Raw genomic sequence first — 16,499 nt, 5'->3', positions numbered from 1 at the left:
CGCTGGTGGCCGGTGCCGTTCTGGGTAGGAGTCACCTCGGGACAACACTGTGACGAGTCACGCCACACCAGTGGCGGACAACCTTCTGATCAGGTCTCCGAGATGGGCCAGGACGGTGCCGGCCACCCCACCCATGGGCGGACAGATCAATCTCCAGACACCCCCAACAAGGGGTCTGCGGTTCGCCGAGTCACACCCACGAGCGGAACGACCAGCCACCACCCTGCCAGCCAGTCCCAGACCAGCCACCCCCACACTCACAGCGGTTCGTGCCCGGAGGGACGGAGCACGCACCGGGCGCGCGGCTCGTCGTCGTGCTCGAGAGTGCGGGTCAGCACCCGCCCCCGATGTCGAGAGTGCGGCTCAGGCCCGGACGAGGGGCGCGAGCCCCGCGGCGGAGGCGACGGCCCCGCCCTGCCCGGCCAGCTCGAGCCAGTTGGCCAGCAGCCGGTGCCCGCCCCGCGTCATCACGGACTCGGGGTGGTACTGCACGCCGTGCAGGGGCAGCTCGCGGTGGGCGAGCCCCATGATCACCCCGCCGGGCGTGCGCGCGGTGACGACGAGCTCGTCCGGGGCGGACTCCGGCACCACGGCCAGCGAGTGGTAGCGGGCGGCGGTGAAGGGGCTGTCGAGGCCCTCGTGGACCCCGGTCCCGTCGTGCTCGACCTCGGAGGTGCGACCGTGCATGAGCTCGGGCGCGTGCGTGACCACCCCGCCGTAGAGCTCGGCGAGCACCTGGTGCCCGAGGCACACGCCGAGCATGGGCACCGCGGCCGCGGCGCACGCCTCGATCACCTCGCCGGACCTGCCGGCCTCCTTGGGCACGCCGGGGCCGGGCGAGACGAGCACGCCGTCGTACCCCGCGACGTCGAGGTCGGCGTCGTCGTTGCGTCGCACGTCCGTCTCCGCGCCGAGGTGCTGGAGGTAGCCGACGATCGTGTGGACGAAGCTGTCGTAGTTGTCCACCACGAGGATGCGGGCCACGGTCACTCCACTGTCAGGTCGGCGCTGGGGAGCATCGACTCTACCCACGGGAACACCCAGACGAAGAGGGCGGCCACGGCCGCGAGGATCAGCACCGCCATGAGCACGGCCCGCAACCAGCGGGGCCCCGGCAGCGCGCGAAAGATGGCGGCGTACATCAGGCCTCCTCGGACGCCGCGACGAGCTCGGCGGGCATCCCGTCGGAGCGGTCGACCCAGTGGTCGAGCTCGGTGTAGGTGATCCAGCGGTGGGTCGAGTAGTTGAAGGGGTGGCAGGTCGTCAGGGTCATCAGCCGTTCGCTCGGCTCCGCGGACGGGTCCCCGGGCACCGGCGCGACGACCTCGACGTCCCAGGGCCGCACGATCTCCGAGCCCGTGACCCGGTAGACGTAGAAGGTGTCGGCGGTCTCGACGACGATCGGGTCCCCCACCTCGAGGTCGGCGACCTGGCCGAGCGGGGAACCGTGGGTCTGCCGGTGCCCGGCGACCGCGTGGTTGCCGATCTCGCCCGGCAGCGCCGTGCCCGGGTAGTGCCCGAGCGCACCGAAGTCTATGACGTCCATGCCGACCCCCTCGAGCAGCGGCAGGGCGTGGTCCTCCCCCCACGCGGGGACGTGCACGACCCCGAGCGCGGTCATCCCGTCGGGAAGCTCGAGGTCGGCGGACGCGAACGGGGGCGCGTCGTCGGTCCGTGCCTCGCCGACCCCGTCCGCCGCGGCACCGATCGCGCCCGCGATGGCGGCCACGGACTCCTCCTGACGGGCGTGCCCCTCGAGGTCGGTCCACCAGAGCTGCCACACGACGTACAGCCCGAGCACGACCCCGGCCGTGAGCAGCAGCTCGCCGAGCACGCCGACGGCGCCCCACACCCGCGACGGCCGTCGCCCCCTGCCGCGCCGTGTCCCCCGCGCCTTCCCGGCGGTCGCCGGCGCATCCCCGGTGGACGAGCTCGGCGCCGTCACGACCCGGACTCGGCGTCGTCGGACCCGGCGCCACGCGCGTCGTCCGCGCCCGGATCGGTGGACGCGCCCGGATCGCCGGTCTCGAGCGGCTCGGCGTACCTCGTCGACACCGACGTCGACGGCGGGACGTCGAGCTGGTCGTGGACCGTGACGGTGTAGCCCAGCCCGATGAGCTCGACCCACTGCCGGTAGACGTCGACGGCCTCGGACTCCTCGAGGGCGTCGGTGAGCTCGTCGGGGTCACCCACGGCCCCGACGACGAACGGCGGCGAGTAGACGCGCGTGCCGACGTAGAGGACGTTCCCGACGCACCGCACCGTGGTCGTGGGCAGGAGGCGCTGCCCCTGGACGGTGAGCGCCTCCGCGCCCCCGGCCCGCAGCGCGTTGATGACCCCCTCGACGTCCTGCTGGTGGACCACGTAGTCGTCCGCCACCCGGTCGGCGGGCATCCCGGACTCCGGGACCGGCGCGTCGTCGAGCGCGACCTCCACCCCGGGACCGCTCACGGGCGCGGCACCGGCGGCGACCAGCACCTCGTCCGGGGGCGCGCCGACCTCGGCGTCGTGGCTCTCGAGGTAGGGCTCGATCTGCTCGCGCAGCTCCTCGTTCTCGCCCTCGAGCGTCTCGATCCGCGTGGTCTGCGCGCGGGCGAGCGAGACGAGGTCGGTGGCGGCGCGCGCGGGGTCCTCCCCGGCGTCGCGGGCGTTGACGGCGATGACGAGTCCGGCGAGCACGCCGACCGCCGCCACGCGGAGCGACGCGGGCGGCACGCGGAACCCGGCCATCGGGCCACCTCCTCGACGTCGCCGCTGCTCTCGAAGACTAGGCTAGGTCCGGGTCGCGCCGCGTGCGCGCACAGACATTCCGCAACCCGCCCCGACGGCGGGACACCACTGGAGGACGACGTGCCGGTCTCGAAGAAGCGCAAGCGCAAGGACGGCTCCCCGGTCAGCCGCACCCCGCAGGAGGAGGCCGAGCTCGAGGCGGCCGCCGCGGGCGAGCCGAGCCCCAGCTGGTGGGCGCCCACGATGGTCACGCTCATGCTCGTCGGCCTCGTCGTCCTCCTCGTCACCTACCTCACGTCCGCCGCGTACCCGGTCCCGGGGATCGGCAACTGGAACCTCGCGATCGGCTTCGGCATCGCGATGATCGGGTTCCTCATGACGCTGCGCTGGCGCTGACGCCGGCACCCGCTCCCCGCTCCTCCGGAGAACGTTCCCGCCGAGCAACCGGTCGATCGACCCCTCCCCGTCCACAGGGATACCCACAGGTGGGGAGGAATGACAGCCGTGTCGTTCGCCCCGACCCCGCCGCTGGGGACGAACGAACGACAAACGTGTGATTCCCACAGGGATACTCACACCTGGGGACGAATGACAGCCGTGTAGTTCCACAGCTGTGAGTTCACATGTGGACGGCGAGCACGGTGCCCGACGACGACGCACGGCCCGGCGTCGAACTGCGTCAGGGCGCCCGCAGGCTCGGGGCGGCGAGGAGTCGCGATCGTCCGACGGCGGCGTCGCAGGTGTGTGTTCCCCGCCCGCGCGGACGCACGGGAGCGTGGAGGCGGCGGGGCTCAGGCCCCGACGGCGCCGAGGTAGACGAGGCAGGCCGCGACGAGTGCGGCAGCGACGGCCACCGACGAGAGCACGGCGACGGCGGTCGGCCGGCGTCGCCAGGTCGACCAGGTCAGGCCGAGCGCGAGCCCGACCACCATCCCGCCGAGGTGCGCCTCCCACGAGATGTTCCACCCGGGGACGAACCCGATGGCGATGTTGATGACGAGGAGCACGAGGAGCTGGCTCGACTCCTGGCCGACGCTCCGCTGGATCGCGAGGACGGCGGCGAACAGGCCCATGACGGCGCCGGAGAACCCGACGACGCCGGTGACCCACCCCTCCGCACCTGGACCGCCGGACAGGAGGAGGACCGCGGTCGAGCCGCCGAACGCGCTGAGGAGCATGAGGACGGCGAGCCGCCACCGCCCGACGACGGGTTCGAGCGCCTGTCCGGCGATCCACAGCGCGTACATGTTGAACGCGAGGTGGGCGAGGCCGCCGTGGAGGACGGCAGCCGTCAGCATGCGCCAGGGCTCGTGCTCGGTCACGGCCGGCCAGTAGAGGAGGTCGGCCTGCAGGCCGGTGGCCCGCTGGAGCAGGTAGACCACGCCGAGGACACCCATGACGGCGAAGGTGAGGTACGGCGTCCCGCCACGCACGCGGACACCGACGGGCGCCGAGCGCCGGGCGGCGCCGCGCTGCGGCCGGTTGTCGGGGTGCGGGGGTCCCGGCACGGGGTGCGGCGGGGGCTGCTGCCCCGGTGCGACGTAGGCGCCGAACCCGGGTGCTGGCGCGTAGTGCGGGGAGCCGGGCGGGGCGTCGGCCCGCCCGGCGGGGCCGTTCGCGCCGCCCCCGTACGGATCGGCGCCGTGGGCGCTTCTCCCGTACGGATCGGCGCCGTAGGCACCGGCGCCGTACGGGTCGGCGCCGTGCACGCCCGGGCCGTCCGGCCGGCGTGGGTCGCGCGGCTCGTCGGGCCCGGGCGCGGAGGTCACTCGACGATCTCGACGGACTCGATGACGACCGGCTCGACCGGGCGGTCGGCGGCACCGGTCGGGACGGCCCCGATCGCGTCGACGACGGCGCGCGAGGCCTCGTCGGTCACGGCGCCGAAGATCGTGTGCTTGCCCTGGAGCCAGGTGGTCGGCTGGGTCGTGATGAAGAACTGCGACCCGTTGGTGCCGTGGCCCATGCGCTTGCCGGCGTTGGCCATGGCGAGCACGTAGGGCTCGGTGAAGCCGAGCTCGGGGTGGATCTCGTCGTCGAAGGTGTAGCCCGGGCCACCGGTGCCGGTGCCCTCGGGGCAGCCGCCCTGGATCATGAAGTTGGGGATGATCCGGTGGAACGTGAGGCCGTCGTAGAACGGCCGGGTGACCTTCTCGCCGGTCTCCGCGTCGGTGAACTCCTTGGTCCCGCGCGCGAGCTCGACGAAGTTGCTGACCGTCTTGGGGGCGTGGTTCGGGAAGAGTCGGATCGACACGTCGCCGTGATTGGTGTGGAGGATGGCGTCCATGGGTCGATCCTCGCACGGTCGGGGGCCCGCGCACACGACTGCCCCGGTGGGTCGGGGCGTGGCGACACCCCGCCGGGGAGCCACCTGTTGTCCAGGTCCGTGTCCTGACTCACCTGGTCTACTGGCAGCACCGGTCCTGATACGGAACTATGGGGGTGGGGCGGATCCAGGCCCGCCGCGAACGACGCGCAGGTCGGGTCCCGACCGCACGACCGCTACGAATGGAGATACGCACATGTCGCGCAAGACCAAGCGCACGTCCACGACGACGGAGCCCGAGCAGGCCGACGTCGGCGCGAAGCTCGCCGAGCTCGGCACGGCACTCTCCGAGCAGGCGAAGATCACGGGGGCACGCGCCGCCGAGCTCGCGCAGGAGGGCGTCGACTGGGCGACCCCCAAGGTCCAGAAGGCCTTCGAGGACGCCCGGACCGCCGCTGCTCCCACGATCGAGCAGGCCCGCACCTCGGCCGCGACCGCGCGGGACAAGGTGAAGGACGACTACGTCCCCCGCGTCCAGAAGGCGGCCCAGTCGGCCGCCGAGGCCGCCCGGTCCGACGCCCCGATCGCCGACCGCGCGAAGGAGGCCTCGAAGGCTGCCCGCTCGTCGCTGGAGAAGCCCGCCGACAAGAAGAAGGGCGGCGCCGGCAAGGCGCTCGGCTGGGTCCTCGTGGGCACGGCCGTCGCCGGTGCGGGCTACCTCGTGTGGCGTCGCACGCAGCCGGTGGACGACCCGTGGGCCGAGGAGTACTGGGACGACACGACCGTCTCGAGCCCCACCGACTCCTCGGGCTCGCTCGGTGACAAGGCCGCGGGCCTCGCGGGCAAGGCGAAGGACGCCGCCTCGTCGGCCGCCGGCGCCGTCAAGGACAAGGCCGCCGACCTCACCGACCGCGGCTCCTCGGAGACCGGCGAGGTGAGCGACGCGGCTGACGCCGCGGACGACGCCACGGCTGCCGACCTTCCGGTCCAGGCCGCGGGCACCGGCGTGACGACCGAGGACACCCCGGTCTACAACGACACGGTGGACCCGACCACGGGCACCACCCGCTCCTGACCCACCGACGACGGGGGCCGACCACGAGGTCGGCCCCCGTCGTCGTGCCGGGACACGGGTCGCTCCCCCCGGCGGTTCAGGCGGCGCGCGCCCCGGCGAGGACGGCCTCGAGGTCGGCGCGCTCGAGCCGGCGGCCGAACACGGGGCCGGACGGCTCGAGCAGGTGGGCGTCCGACGCGGGGACCGGTAGCGGATCGAATCCCGCGCGGTCGACGACCTCGGCGGCCACGCGCACCGCATCGACGTCGTCGCCGGCCACCGCGAAGGCCCGGCGCCCGGGGGCGCCCACCGGTCGGGCGTCCGCGAGCAGGTCCGCGTAGGCCGCGTGGTTGAAGGTCTTGACGATCCTCGCGCGGGGGTGCGTGGCGGCGAGGGTCGCGGTCGTGCCCACCTCGTGCGCCGTCGTCGCGTCCGTGTCGTACCAGACGTTGGTCGCGTCGACGACGACACCCCGGAACGCCTCGATGTCGAGGCCGCGCGCGGCCGCCATGGGCACGGCGAGGACGACCACGTCGGCCCGCTCGGCAATCTCGTCGAGACCCACCAGCTGCGCCTCCGGCAGCACGCTGCCCACCACGAGCTCGAGGTGTGCGGCGTCGGGGCGGTCGGTGACGAGGAGACGGTAGCCGGCGTCGGCGACGAGCCGGCCGATCGCGGTGCCGAGCCGGCCGGCGCCGACGATGCCGATGGTCGTGGTGCTGCCGCCGACGGGAAAGGTCATGCCGGGGGAACGTCGCCCGCCCGGCGCGCTATTCCGCGCCGGAATAGCCCTGGTGCGCCGCGGGTTGGCGCTGTCATGGCACTCGAGCTCGGGATCGACACCTTCGGCGACGTCACCATGGGGGCGGACGGCGAGCTCCTCAGCCATGCCCAGACGGTCCGCAACGTCGTGGAGGAGGGTGTCCTCGCCGACCAGGTCGGGCTCGACGCGATCGGTGTCGGGGAGCACCACCGGGACGACTTCGCGGTGTCCTCCCCCGAGATGGTCCTGGCCGCGATCGCGGCGCGCACCGAGCGGATCCGCCTGGCGTCCGCCGTCACGGTGCTCAGCTCGGACGACCCGGTCCGCGTGTACGAGCGGTACTCCACGCTCGACGCGATCAGCTCCGGCCGCGCCGAGGTGGTGCTCGGCCGGGGCTCGTTCACCGAGTCGTTCCCCCTGTTCGGGTTCCGCATGGAGGACTACGAGGCGCTGTTCGAGGAGAAGCTCGAGGTGTTCTCCCGGCTGCGCACGGCCCAGCCGGTGACCTGGCGCGGGACGCACGTCCAGAACCTCGACCAGGTCACCGTCTACCCGCCGGTCGAGCACGGGCCGCTGCGGGCCTGGGTGGCCGTGGGCGGCAGCCCGCAGTCGGTGGTCCGGGCCGCCCACCACGATCTGCCCCTCATGCTCGCCATCATCGGCGGGCCGGTCCCCCGCTTCGCCCCGTTCGCGGACCTCTACCGCCGGGCGCTGGAGCAGATGGAGCGCGAGCCGCGGCCGGTGGGCTACCACTCCTACGGGCACGTGGCCGAGAGCGACGATCAGGCAAAGGAGGAGATCTACCCGCACTACGTCGAGCAGGTCGAGCGGATCGGTCGCGAGCGCGGCTGGAGCCGGCCCTCGCGCGCCTCGTTCGAGCACGAGGCCGAGCACGGCGCGATGGCGGTGGGCTCGCCCGAGACGGTCGCGCGGAAGATCGCCGAGGGTGTGCGCGCGCTCGGCGCCGAGCGGTTCGACCTCAAGGTGAGCACGGGCCGGCTCCCGCACGAGAAGATCATGCGCAGCATCGAGCTCTACGGCACGACGGTCGCCCCGATGGTGCGCGACATGCTGGCCTGAGGGTCCGCGCGACACTCCCCCGTGGACCGCTGCCGCGCCCTACTGGACGGCGTCGCCGGTCTCGGCCGGGTCGATCGGGTCGGCGCAGTAGGCCAGCGGCCCGTCACCCTCCCCGTGGAACCGGAACTCCTCGCCGTCGACGGTCAGGACGAGCAGCCGCCCCTCGACGAGCGCCTGCGTGTAGGCCTGGCCCGGGGTCGGGCAGCCGATCGACCCGTCCGACCAGGTGACCTCCTCGAGGGAGACCACCTCGATGTCGGCGTCGGCGCTGCCGGTGTCCGCGGCGAGCTCGTTGATCGCGGCTGCGACGTCGGGGTCCTGGTCCGGGCCGGCCGCTCCGTCCGACGGCGTGCCTCCGGTCCCCTCCGACGGTGCCTCGCCGGTCGGGCTCTCCGCGGTCGGTGACTCCCCGCTCGGCAACTCCTCGCCGGGCCCCCCCGACGGGTCGTCGGGCGCCTGGGTCGTCGTCGGCTCGTCCGGTTCCTCGGTCGGGTCCTCGCTGCACGCGCCGAGCGCGAGGAGCGCGGCGGCCGCCACGGCGAGCAGTCTGGGGTTCGTCCTCATCGTCGATCACCTCCGGTGCTGACACCGTAGGCGGTGGCACTCCGCCTCGCACGGGCCGAGGTCCCCACCTGCGCCCGGGCCGACGGCCGCTGCCGTCAGTCCCGGTTGCGGGCGACCGTCAGCACGCACGCCGAGTCCTCGAGGGCGCGGACGCCGTGCCGCTCGGGCGGGATCTCGGCGAGGTCGCCGGCAGCGAGCTCGACCTCGTCGTCTCCGGCGTGCAGGATCACCCGTCCGCGCAGGACCTGGAGCGTCGCCTCACCGGGGCTCTCGTGCTCGGCCAGCTCGGTCCCGGCGAGGAGCACCATGAGGTGCTGCCGGAGGCGGGAGTCCTTGTCCCCCACCAGCGCGGTCGAGGACCGACGGGCCCGGGCCTCACCGGCGAGGGCGAGGTGCTTCTCGGTCAGCGCGGCAAGGTCGATGCGGTCCATGTGGTCTCCCTGGTGTCGGTCCCGTGTCGTCCAGTCACTGCCCGCGTGCGCCCGCTCCCGGCGGGGCGCCCGCGACGAGCTCGGTGTCCACGCCGAGGCGGCCGAGGCGCTGGGCGCCGCCCGGCGACCCGATGGGCTCGTCCCGGCCGGGCAGAGTGTCGTCGAAGAAGCCGGCGTTCTCCACGAGGTACGGCCGCAGGGTCTCGGGCAGGTCGTCCTCGTAGTAGATGGCAAGGACGGGGCAGACGGGCTCGCAGGCCCCGCAGTCGACGCACTCGTCGGGCTGGATGTACAGCATCCGGTCGCCCTCGTAGATGCAGTCCACCGGGCACTCGTCGACGCACGCCCGGTCGAGGACGTCGATGCACGGCTGTGCGATCACGTACGTCATCCGGCCAGCCTAATGACGCCGCCGGATACTCTCGAGGCATGTCGGCAGGCGGATCGAGGCGTCCACGGGTCGTCACGTCGACGACGTCACTCACCCCCGCGGTCGGCGATCGGCGGGCGACGGGCGCCCTCTGGAACCTCACCGGCCCGGACCGCGGGCTCGACGCCAACGTCGTGCAGCTGCCACCGGGCGGGCGGATCGAGCCCCACGAGGGTCCGGCGCTCGACGTCCTCTGGCACGTCGTCGCCGGCACCGGCACACTTCTCACGGCCGACGACGACGAACCCCCGCTCGCTCCCGGCGACGTCGTCCACCTCCCGCGCGGCACGGTCCGCGGTGTGGCGGCCGGCGCGGAGGGGATCCGCTACCTCACGGTGCACGACCGCAAGCCACCGCTCGGGATCGGCCCCACGCGCGGCTGACGGCCGGCTCCGCGCCTCGGCCGACCCCGCGCCTCGGTCAGGCCGGCGGCGTCCCCGCGACGTTGAACGCCCACATCACCCCGTACCGGTCGAACATCTGCCCGTAGTGGTCGCCCCACGGGGCCTCCTCGAACGGCATCTGGACGCTCCCGCCCGCCTCGAGCATGGCGACGCCGACCCGCTGCGCCTCCTCGACCGAGTCGAAGGTGAGAAGGAACGAGTAGGCAGAGCCGCGCAGGGGGTACTCGCCGTCGTCGACGGCGTCCGAGCCGGCCAGCACCCCTGCCGGCGTGGCGAGCATGGCGTGAGCGACGGCGTCGGCGGGCATGTCCACACCGGGCATCGGCATGTCGCCGTACGTGACGATCTCGAGCTCACCGCCGAACAGGTCGCGGTAGTGCTCGAAGGCCTCGCGGGTCTGGCCCTGGAAGGCGATGTAGGTGGCGATGGTCGAGAGCATCTCGGATCTCCGTCGATCGGGGCGGTCAGCCGCGGGCGCCGCTGCCAGAAGAAGTGTGGCGACCGCGGCCGCAGGAGCGCCAGCCCTTCGGGGGCACATTCCCCACGACGAACCCCTCGTCCGGCACATCCCGACCACCGACAAGCCTCTCCCACGCCCCTCTCCCGAACAGGACCCGGCGTCGCTAGCCTGGGTGCGACGGTCGGGCGTCGCCACCGGCGGCCCGCGGCGCCGAGGAGAGGAACGATCATGGACATCCGCTCGAACGCCGCGGCGGTCCGCGGGCCCGAGGACCGCTTCACCGGCGACGTGTGGCTGACCCCCATCACCACCGGTGACACGCCGTCGAAGGTGCACTCGGCGGTGGTGCGCTTCGCCCCGGGCGCCCGGACGGCCTGGCACATGCACCCGGTGGGTCAGACGATCTACATCACCGAGGGCCTGTGCCTCGTGCAGGTCGCGCAGGGCCAGGTGCAGGTCTTCCGGGAGGGGGACGTCGTCCGCTTCCACGGCGGGCTGTGGCACTGGCACGGCGCCGGCCGCCACACGTTCATGAGCCACATCGCGGTGACCGACGGCCCCGAGGTCGGCGCCGAGACCGAGTGGGGCGCCCTCGTGCGGGACTCGGAGTACAACCAGCACTGACCCGTCCCGCCCACGGGTGCGAGGCTGCGCCCGTCCCGGTCGGCACCGACGAGCACCGGGCCGGCGCGGGTGCCCGGCATCCGTCCTGCTCGAGCGGTCAGTCGCGCTTGACGAGAGCGCGGAGCGTGACCGTCAGCCCGAGCACGCACCACACCCCGAGGACGAGCACGTCACGGCCGCTCGCGTCGTAGCTCTCCGACAGCAGGCCGGCCCGGACGAGATCCCCGGCCGGCTGGACCGGGAGCCATGCGTGCACGTCCTGGAACCAGCCGGGCAGCCGGTCGGCGGGGAACGTGATCGGCGAGAACAGCAGGACGAAGAAGACAAGCACCTGGCTGATCACCTGCGCGAGCATCGGCGGAAGCACCACCGCGATCCCGTACCCGACGGCCGTGGCCGTCAGCGCGGTGAGCACCGACGCCAGCACGAGCACGGGCCAGTCGATCGCGAGGTCGAGGTCGAACCGGAGCTGGGCGACGATCACGGCGACGGCCACGCCCGGCAGCGCGACGAGCAGCCAGACGAGGAGGTCGGCGAGGAGGACGAGGGCGCGCGGCACCGGGAGCGCCCGCTGGTAGGTGAACGTCCCGTTCGCCTTCGCCTGCGCCACTCCCTGCGGGACGACGACGAGCCCCACCGTGAGCAGGAGGACCGTGGGGGCACCCGTCGAGAGGAAGGCCGCCTCACCACCGTCGACGTCGGGGATGAGCAGTCCGAAGCCGATGATGATGCCCGCGGCAAGAAGGGCCTGGACCACGATGATGAGCGGCAGCATCGGGCCGGTCTGCGCGAGCGTCCACCGCAGGAGGGTGCCGAGGATCGTGCCGGTTCCGGCGCGCGGCGGGATCGCCGCCGGGCCGCCGGACGTGCGGGGGGCGAGCGCGGTGTCAGTCATGGTCGGCCTCCGAGCCGGTCGTGGCGAGGGCGCCGGGCCGTTCTTCGGCCGCGTCGTCGTGGTTCGCCGAGGTCAGCCCGAGGTAGGCGTCCTCGAGGGTGACGGGCGCGAGCGTGTAGCCGTCGATCAGGCCGTCGGCGCGCAGGGCGGTGGCCCAGGCGACCGCCCGCTCGGCGTCGTGCGCCCCGATCGTCAGGAGGACGCGCCGCCCCACCCGGACGTGGCGCGTGAAGGTGACCGGGACGTCGCCGTCGGACGGATCCGTGCCCTCCGGCACGAGGGCGAGCTCGAGACGCAGCCCGGAGTCCTCGCCGCCCCGGATGCGGGCGGGCGAGCCGGCGGCGACGACTCGGCCGCGGTCGAGGATTACGAGCTCGTCGACGACGCGCTCGGCCTCGGTCACGTTGTGCGTGACGAGCAGGACCCCGGCGCCCTCGTCGCCGATGCGGCGGACCGTGTCCCACAGGCGGCGTCGGCGGGACGCGTCGACGTCGTTGGTCGGCTCGTCGAGGACGAGCAGCGGCACCGGCGCGACGGCGGCCATCGCGAACGCGGTGAGCCGGCGGACGCCGCCGGACAGCCCGGTCCCGTCGGTGGCGGTGCGCCGCGTGTACCACTCGTGGAGGTCGAGCTCGTCGGCGAGGGCGTCGGCGGCGGCGCGGGCGTGCCGCGGGCTCATCCCTCGGAGGCGCCCGGCGATCTCGATGGCCGAGCGCGGGCTCAGTCCGTCGAGGGGCGCCTGCGACTGGCCCTGGAGGGCGACGGCGCGGCGCGCGACGGCGGGGTGGGCGATCGCGTCCACGCCGGAGACGGTGATCCTTCCGGCGTCGGGCCGCAGGAGGCCGACGACCTGGGAGACGAGCGTCGTCTTCCCGGCCCCGTTGTGGCCGAGCAGGCCGACCACCTCGCCGGGCCGGACCCGCAGGTCGATCCCGTCGTTCGCCACCACCTCCCCGAAGCGTCTCGTGAGGTTCTCGATCTCGAGCACGGCGTCGCCCATGGCTGTCCTTCCGTCGGGCCGCGTCGACATACTCACGGTATGTCGATACTGACAGTATCCACGTACTGTCGGTACGTCAACTAGGTTGAGGGGATGGCGAACGACGAGACGGCGACACCGGGACGACGCACCCGGGCCGAGCAGCGCGAGGACACGCGCCGGCACCTCGTCCTCTCGGCCCTCGCGAACTTCACGAGCGACGGCTACCACGGCGCCAGCCTCGAGAAGATCGCGGCCGACGCCGGCTACTCCAAGGGCGCGGTCTACTCCAACTTCGCCGGCAAGGCGGAGCTGTTCCTCGCCGTCATGGACCACAACATCGCGTTCGCCGACGACGCCGGGTGGGACCCGATGACGTACCCCGGTCGCCACGGGCTCGAGGACCCGCCCTCCCCGTACGACGGGGTCGAGGAGCACGATCCCGACGAGCCGACCCCGGCGGAGGCGGCGCAGGCGTTCGGGCTCGCCACGCTCGAGTTCATCGGCGCGACCGCCCGGGACCCGGCGATGCGCGAGGCGATCGGCGAACGGATCGGCGTCCTCGTGCGGACCTACTCCGGCTACGTGGCCGACCGCCGACCGGTCGGCGAGGACCTGACGGCCGAGGAGGTCTCCTTGCTGCTCACGGCTCTCGACCAGGGCACCGCGGTCCTCTCGCTCGGTGGCGTGGAGGTCGATCCCGCGCTCCTGCGCGTCGGTCTCCACCGGCTGATGGACCCGGCCGCTGCCGCAGCCACAGGACGCGAGGGCGCGGCCGCCGGTGACGACGCGCCGACCTGGAGCAGCATCGAGAAGGTGCGCGAGCTCATCGAGCAGGTGCGGGCGGAGGACCAGGAGCTGCGCGGTCGGCGGGACGCGACCGACGGCACCGGCAACGGCAACGGTCACGGCGACGACGACAACGGCGACGAGCGATCCGGCTGATCACCCCCGTCCGTCACCGTGGGTCGCGCCCGCTACCGTGCCGGGCATGACGCCTCGCCTCAGCCCGGACCAGGCCCGGCGCGCCCGGCTCGACGCCCACCTGCTCGCCGGTTCCGACCTGTCCCCGACCGAGGTCGTCGACCGCGCCGTGGCCCTCCAGGGGCAGGACCTCGCGGGCGTGCTCCGTGCCGTCGCTATCCGCTCCCGCCCAGGGACCACGCTCGACGACGTGCGCGCCGCCTTCGACGCCGGCGAGATCGTGCGGTCCTGGCCGATGCGCGGCACCCTCTTCGCCACCACTCCCGCGCACCTGGCCACGCTCCTCTCGCTCACGGCCGAACGGATCCAGCGTCAGGACGCTCGGCGTCGGGGCGAGCTGGGCCTCGACGACGCGGTGGTCGCACGCGCAAGGGAGGTCCTCGGTGCGGCGCTGGCCGAGCGGCCCCGGACCCGCGCCGAGGTGCTCGAGCTGTGGACGGACGCCGGCATCCCCACCGACGCCGGCCGCGGCTACCACCTCATCGCGCACCTCGCGATCGACGGGGACGTCCACTGGGGCTCGTTCGTCGACGGCGGGTCCGAGCAGCTGCTCACGGCGTCCTCCCCGACGTCGGCGGCGGACCCCGAGCAGGCGCTCGCCCAGGTGCTGCGGGGGTGCGTGGCCGCCCGCGGGCCGGTCGCCGAGGCCGACCTCGCGTGGTGGCTCAAGCTGCCGAAGACCCAGGTCCGGCGGGCAGCGGCCGAGGCTGAGGACGTCGTCGAGGTGGAGGTCGACGGGACGGTGGCGTGGATGATCGAAGGCGCGCTCGGGCGCGACGAACGGGCGTCCGGTCGTGAGGAGGAGTCGTCCGGTCGTGGCGCCCCGCGGGTCGACCTCGCCCCCGCCTTCGACGAGTGGATCCTCGGTTACCAGGACCGCTCCCTCGTCGCTAGCGCGGCGATGCTCGACGCGATCGTGCCGGGCCGCAACGGGGTCTTCCGCCCGACCATCCTCGTGGACGGGGTCGCGGTCGGGACGTGGAGGTTCCCCGCGGGTCGAGGGCGCGCCGACGCCGGGCCGGTCGTCGAGATGGTCGAGCGGGTGCCGGCGCGCACGCGCACCGCGATCGACCGTGCGCTGGCGGGGTGGCCGCACCGGTAGCCGCGCCCGCGCGGTGACGGGCGGGGCAGGGACGCCGGACGTCGACACCGTCAGCCCAGGTGCAGCTCGAGGACGACGGTCTGGAGGTCGGCCTCGTCGGGCTCGTCGTCAGGCTCGTCGTCGGGCTCGTCGTCGGGCTGGTCGTCGTCGTCCGGGAAGGTGCCGGTGGCGACGGGACGCGGGGCCGACCCGGCGTCGTCGTTCTCCGCGACGTCGTCCGTGTCGATCGTCGAACCCTGCCCGACGACGACCAGCCCGTTCGCCCGGGCATGCGTCGCCGCGGCCGCAACCTGGGAGCGGTGGAGCTCGAGGAGGAGCAGTCCGTCCGCGGCGAGGAAGCACGGTGCCTGCTCGACGAGAGCACGGGCGAGGTCCAACCCGTCCGCGCCGCCGAGCAGGGCGGCGTGCGGCTCATGGTCCCGGGCCTCGTGCGGGAGGAGGTCGAGGCGGCCGTCGGGAACATAGGGCGGAACGGCCGCGATGACATCCACGCGTCCGCGCACGTACTGCGGGAGGCCCACGAGGACGTCCCCCCGATGGACGCCGCGACCGGCACCGAGGTTCGTCCGTGCGTGCCGGAGCGCCGCCGGGGAGCGGTCGATCGCGTGGATCTCCGCGTCCGGGAACGCCCGCACGATCGCCGTCGCTACGGGTGCGACGCCGCAGAACGCCTCGACGACCACCACCGACTGCGACGACGCGCGCGGGCGCCGGCCCCGAGCGGACGCCTCACCCACCGCTTGCGCCGCCCGCACCGTGTCGAGAGTGCGGTTGAGGAGCGCCCGCGTGCGCTGCCGGGGGACGAAGACGCCCGGTCCCACCGACAGCTCGAGGCCGGCAAGCTCGACCCGGCCGACGACGTGCTCGAGCGGCTCGCCCCCGAGGCGGCGGCGCACGAGCGACTCGAGGGTGTCGTCGTCGTGCGTGGATCGCCGAAGGAGCGCCGCCTCGTCCTCCGCGAAGACCGAACCCGCCGCGCGGAGCCTGTGGACGATGTCGTCCGACGTCACCGGGTCAGGCCCTCGGCGTGCTCCCCGGCACCTGTGGTCCCGCGCCCATCGGTGTCGCGGACGGCGGCGAGGAGGGCGTCGATCGGCGGCGGGACGGCGTCGAGAGCGACAGCCTCGGCCAGGAGCGCCGCATAGCGCACCTTGTTGCCGCTCCTACCGGCGAGGAACCGCACGAGCTGGTGCGCCTGCGAACGGCCGCGCAGCTGCGGCTGGCGCTGGAGCCGGCGGAAGGAGCCGAGCTCGCCCTGCGCGTCGATGACGGCCTCCACACCGGTGACGCCGAGGGCACGGATGAGCTCGGACTCCAGATCGGGGTCGCAGACGAAGACTCGGTCGATGACGCGCTCGAAGTCGCGGCGCTCGGGGGCGTCGACGAGGCCGAGCAGCCGGTCACCCATGTGGTGGGCAACCGCGCGGCGCGCACCCTTGGACCCGCGGACCGGCAGCACTCGCGGGGCGCTCATGTCCAGGCGCCGGGCGAGGGTGCGGACGGCGACGGCATCGCTCTCGCCCTCGACCAGCACGATCGTCACCTGTGCATCGTGGCATCCCGCCCTCTCGGGCGTGCAACGACCACGCGGCTGCTGCCCCGGAACGGCGAAACGGCCGGACCTCGTGGTCCGACCGCCGTCGTGCCGATGTGCTGGTGGAGCCACGGGGACTCGAACCCCGAACCCCCTGCTTGCAAAGCAGGTGCGCTACCAGTTGCGCCATGGCCCCTCG

22 protein-coding genes and 1 tRNA gene are annotated in these 16,499 nt (G+C 73.7%); 7 read left to right on the top strand and 16 right to left on the bottom strand.

Annotated elements, in window-relative coordinates; all coding sequences use genetic code 11:
• Positions 1-363: 363 nt before the first annotated feature.
• The 4 genes from ACPYO6_RS06310 to ACPYO6_RS06295 form a co-directional block, all read right to left on the bottom strand.
• Positions 364-984 carry an anthranilate synthase component II gene (locus tag ACPYO6_RS06310; protein WP_425714045.1) on the bottom strand — a complete coding sequence of 207 codons (621 nt, stop codon included), beginning with the start codon at positions 982-984 and terminating at the stop codon, positions 364-366.
• Between the two features lie 2 nt (positions 985-986).
• Positions 987-1,142, bottom strand: coding sequence for a hypothetical protein (locus tag ACPYO6_RS06305; protein ID WP_425714044.1), 156 nt, complete (start codon positions 1,140-1,142; stop codon positions 987-989).
• Positions 1,142-1,852, bottom strand: a complete 711-nt coding sequence (locus ACPYO6_RS06300; protein ID WP_425714043.1) for a class E sortase — start codon at positions 1,850-1,852, stop codon at positions 1,142-1,144. Before ACPYO6_RS06300 ends, ACPYO6_RS06305 begins: the two co-directional genes overlap by 1 nt.
• 89 nt (positions 1,853-1,941) lie before the next feature.
• Complete coding sequence (locus ACPYO6_RS06295; RefSeq protein ID WP_425714042.1) at positions 1,942-2,730, bottom strand: DUF881 domain-containing protein; 789 nt, start codon at positions 2,728-2,730, stop codon at positions 1,942-1,944.
• Positions 2,731-2,850: 120 nt separating this feature from the next.
• Between ACPYO6_RS06295 and ACPYO6_RS06290 the strand changes: the two genes are divergently transcribed.
• The gene (locus tag ACPYO6_RS06290) at positions 2,851-3,126 is read left to right on the top strand and encodes a cell division protein CrgA (RefSeq protein ID WP_425714041.1); all 276 of its coding nucleotides are present in this window, start codon (positions 2,851-2,853) and stop codon (positions 3,124-3,126) included.
• 395 nt (positions 3,127-3,521) lie between these two features.
• Here ACPYO6_RS06290 and ACPYO6_RS06285 read toward each other — a convergent pair whose 3' ends face one another.
• Together ACPYO6_RS06285 and ACPYO6_RS06280 are read right to left on the bottom strand one after the other, a co-directional pair.
• Complete coding sequence (locus tag ACPYO6_RS06285; protein WP_425714040.1) at positions 3,522-4,499, bottom strand: rhomboid family intramembrane serine protease; 978 nt, start codon at positions 4,497-4,499, stop codon at positions 3,522-3,524.
• Positions 4,496-5,017 carry a peptidylprolyl isomerase gene (locus tag ACPYO6_RS06280; RefSeq protein ID WP_425714039.1) on the bottom strand — a complete coding sequence of 174 codons (522 nt, stop codon included), beginning with the start codon at positions 5,015-5,017 and terminating at the stop codon, positions 4,496-4,498. The genes ACPYO6_RS06285 and ACPYO6_RS06280 overlap by 4 nt, the downstream gene beginning before the upstream one ends.
• A 235-nt stretch (positions 5,018-5,252) precedes the next feature.
• Between ACPYO6_RS06280 and ACPYO6_RS06275 the strand changes: the two genes are divergently transcribed.
• Positions 5,253-6,071, top strand: a complete 819-nt coding sequence (locus ACPYO6_RS06275; protein ID WP_425714038.1) for a hypothetical protein — start codon at positions 5,253-5,255, stop codon at positions 6,069-6,071.
• Between the two features lie 76 nt (positions 6,072-6,147).
• On the opposite strand, the gene ACPYO6_RS06270 is transcribed toward ACPYO6_RS06275, so the two are convergent.
• Positions 6,148-6,792 (bottom strand): NADPH-dependent F420 reductase, encoded by a 645-nt coding sequence (locus ACPYO6_RS06270; protein WP_425714037.1) that lies wholly within the window; start codon positions 6,790-6,792, stop codon positions 6,148-6,150.
• 75 nt (positions 6,793-6,867) lie between these two features.
• Between ACPYO6_RS06270 and ACPYO6_RS06265 the strand changes: the two genes are divergently transcribed.
• Positions 6,868-7,893 (top strand): LLM class flavin-dependent oxidoreductase, encoded by a 1,026-nt coding sequence (locus ACPYO6_RS06265; protein WP_425714036.1) that lies wholly within the window; start codon positions 6,868-6,870, stop codon positions 7,891-7,893.
• A gap of 39 nt (positions 7,894-7,932) precedes the next feature.
• Here the strand turns inward: ACPYO6_RS06265 and ACPYO6_RS06260 are convergent, their stop codons facing one another.
• The 3 genes from ACPYO6_RS06260 to fdxA all read right to left on the bottom strand — a co-directional run bounded on the left by ACPYO6_RS06260 (position 7,933) and on the right by fdxA (position 9,279).
• Positions 7,933-8,457, bottom strand: a complete 525-nt coding sequence (locus tag ACPYO6_RS06260) for a hypothetical protein (protein ID WP_425714035.1) — start codon at positions 8,455-8,457, stop codon at positions 7,933-7,935.
• Between the two features lie 95 nt (positions 8,458-8,552).
• Positions 8,553-8,888: a cupin domain-containing protein gene (locus tag ACPYO6_RS06255; RefSeq protein ID WP_425714034.1), complete on the bottom strand. Its 336-nt coding sequence runs from the start codon at positions 8,886-8,888 to the stop codon at positions 8,553-8,555.
• Positions 8,889-8,922: 34 nt separating this feature from the next.
• Positions 8,923-9,279, bottom strand: coding sequence for a ferredoxin (fdxA, locus tag ACPYO6_RS06250; protein WP_425714033.1), 357 nt, complete (start codon positions 9,277-9,279; stop codon positions 8,923-8,925).
• 38 nt (positions 9,280-9,317) lie between these two features.
• Between fdxA and ACPYO6_RS06245 the strand changes: the two genes are divergently transcribed.
• Positions 9,318-9,701: a cupin domain-containing protein gene (locus ACPYO6_RS06245; protein WP_425714032.1), complete on the top strand. Its 384-nt coding sequence runs from the start codon at positions 9,318-9,320 to the stop codon at positions 9,699-9,701.
• 37 nt (positions 9,702-9,738) lie between these two features.
• On the opposite strand, the gene ACPYO6_RS06240 is transcribed toward ACPYO6_RS06245, so the two are convergent.
• Positions 9,739-10,161, bottom strand: coding sequence for a VOC family protein (locus ACPYO6_RS06240; RefSeq protein ID WP_425714031.1), 423 nt, complete (start codon positions 10,159-10,161; stop codon positions 9,739-9,741).
• A 249-nt stretch (positions 10,162-10,410) separates the two neighbouring features.
• Between ACPYO6_RS06240 and ACPYO6_RS06235 the strand changes: the two genes are divergently transcribed.
• The gene (locus ACPYO6_RS06235) at positions 10,411-10,806 is read left to right on the top strand and encodes a (R)-mandelonitrile lyase (RefSeq protein WP_425714030.1); all 396 of its coding nucleotides are present in this window, start codon (positions 10,411-10,413) and stop codon (positions 10,804-10,806) included.
• A gap of 97 nt (positions 10,807-10,903) precedes the next feature.
• On the opposite strand, the gene ACPYO6_RS06230 is transcribed toward ACPYO6_RS06235, so the two are convergent.
• Both ACPYO6_RS06230 and ACPYO6_RS06225 read right to left on the bottom strand, forming a co-directional pair.
• Positions 10,904-11,701: an ABC transporter permease gene (locus tag ACPYO6_RS06230; RefSeq protein ID WP_425714029.1), complete on the bottom strand. Its 798-nt coding sequence runs from the start codon at positions 11,699-11,701 to the stop codon at positions 10,904-10,906.
• Complete coding sequence (locus tag ACPYO6_RS06225; RefSeq protein WP_425714028.1) at positions 11,694-12,701, bottom strand: ABC transporter ATP-binding protein; 1,008 nt, start codon at positions 12,699-12,701, stop codon at positions 11,694-11,696. Before ACPYO6_RS06225 ends, ACPYO6_RS06230 begins: the two co-directional genes overlap by 8 nt.
• Before the next feature lie 93 nt (positions 12,702-12,794).
• On the opposite strand from ACPYO6_RS06225, the gene ACPYO6_RS06220 reads away from it, so the two are divergent.
• A complete protein-coding gene (locus ACPYO6_RS06220) occupies positions 12,795-13,625 on the top strand; it encodes a TetR/AcrR family transcriptional regulator (RefSeq protein ID WP_425714027.1) in 831 nt (276 codons plus the stop codon).
• A gap of 46 nt (positions 13,626-13,671) precedes the next feature.
• Positions 13,672-14,766: a DNA glycosylase AlkZ-like family protein gene (locus ACPYO6_RS06215; protein WP_425714026.1), complete on the top strand. Its 1,095-nt coding sequence runs from the start codon at positions 13,672-13,674 to the stop codon at positions 14,764-14,766.
• Positions 14,767-14,816: 50 nt separating this feature from the next.
• Here ACPYO6_RS06215 and ACPYO6_RS06210 read toward each other — a convergent pair whose 3' ends face one another.
• From ACPYO6_RS06210 to ACPYO6_RS06200, 3 genes are all read right to left on the bottom strand, one after another.
• The gene (locus ACPYO6_RS06210) at positions 14,817-15,776 is read right to left on the bottom strand and encodes a N5-glutamine methyltransferase family protein (protein WP_425714025.1); all 960 of its coding nucleotides are present in this window, start codon (positions 15,774-15,776) and stop codon (positions 14,817-14,819) included.
• Entirely contained in the window at positions 15,773-16,309 is a 537-nt protein-coding gene (locus tag ACPYO6_RS06205; protein WP_425714024.1) for an ATP-dependent endonuclease, read from the bottom strand. The genes ACPYO6_RS06210 and ACPYO6_RS06205 overlap by 4 nt, the downstream gene beginning before the upstream one ends.
• Positions 16,310-16,420: 111 nt before the next feature.
• Positions 16,421-16,496: transfer RNA gene (locus tag ACPYO6_RS06200), tRNA-Ala, on the bottom strand.
• Positions 16,497-16,499 lie beyond the last annotated feature (3 nt).

This window comes from Georgenia sp. Z1344 (assembly GCF_049856295.1).
GTDB lineage: Bacteria > Actinomycetota > Actinomycetes > Actinomycetales > Actinomycetaceae > JB111.
This window is presented reverse-complemented; position numbering and strand designations above follow the sequence as displayed.

What these genes read in the sequence shown, in the direction of transcription:
- fdxA (WP_425714033.1), bottom strand. Translation starts at nt 9,279, where the DNA reads ATGACGTACGTGATCGCACAGCCGTGCATCGACGTCCTCGACCGGGCG.
- ACPYO6_RS06245 (WP_425714032.1), top strand. Translation starts at nt 9,318, where the DNA reads ATGTCGGCAGGCGGATCGAGGCGTCCACGGGTCGTCACGTCGACGACG.
- ACPYO6_RS06220 (WP_425714027.1), top strand. Translation starts at nt 12,795, where the DNA reads ATGGCGAACGACGAGACGGCGACACCGGGACGACGCACCCGGGCCGAG.
- ACPYO6_RS06225 (WP_425714028.1), bottom strand. Translation starts at nt 12,701, where the DNA reads ATGGGCGACGCCGTGCTCGAGATCGAGAACCTCACGAGACGCTTCGGG.
- ACPYO6_RS06280 (WP_425714039.1), bottom strand. Translation starts at nt 5,017, where the DNA reads ATGGACGCCATCCTCCACACCAATCACGGCGACGTGTCGATCCGACTC.
- ACPYO6_RS06230 (WP_425714029.1), bottom strand. Translation starts at nt 11,701, where the DNA reads ATGACTGACACCGCGCTCGCCCCCCGCACGTCCGGCGGCCCGGCGGCG.
- ACPYO6_RS06265 (WP_425714036.1), top strand. Translation starts at nt 6,868, where the DNA reads ATGGCACTCGAGCTCGGGATCGACACCTTCGGCGACGTCACCATGGGG.
- ACPYO6_RS06260 (WP_425714035.1), bottom strand. Translation starts at nt 8,457, where the DNA reads ATGAGGACGAACCCCAGACTGCTCGCCGTGGCGGCCGCCGCGCTCCTC.
- ACPYO6_RS06270 (WP_425714037.1), bottom strand. Translation starts at nt 6,792, where the DNA reads ATGACCTTTCCCGTCGGCGGCAGCACCACGACCATCGGCATCGTCGGC.
- ACPYO6_RS06235 (WP_425714030.1), top strand. Translation starts at nt 10,411, where the DNA reads ATGGACATCCGCTCGAACGCCGCGGCGGTCCGCGGGCCCGAGGACCGC.
- ACPYO6_RS06305 (WP_425714044.1), bottom strand. Translation starts at nt 1,142, where the DNA reads ATGTACGCCGCCATCTTTCGCGCGCTGCCGGGGCCCCGCTGGTTGCGG.
- ACPYO6_RS06255 (WP_425714034.1), bottom strand. Translation starts at nt 8,888, where the DNA reads ATGGACCGCATCGACCTTGCCGCGCTGACCGAGAAGCACCTCGCCCTC.
- ACPYO6_RS06215 (WP_425714026.1), top strand. Translation starts at nt 13,672, where the DNA reads ATGACGCCTCGCCTCAGCCCGGACCAGGCCCGGCGCGCCCGGCTCGAC.
- ACPYO6_RS06275 (WP_425714038.1), top strand. Translation starts at nt 5,253, where the DNA reads ATGTCGCGCAAGACCAAGCGCACGTCCACGACGACGGAGCCCGAGCAG.
- ACPYO6_RS06295 (WP_425714042.1), bottom strand. Translation starts at nt 2,730, where the DNA reads ATGGCCGGGTTCCGCGTGCCGCCCGCGTCGCTCCGCGTGGCGGCGGTC.
- ACPYO6_RS06240 (WP_425714031.1), bottom strand. Translation starts at nt 10,161, where the DNA reads ATGCTCTCGACCATCGCCACCTACATCGCCTTCCAGGGCCAGACCCGC.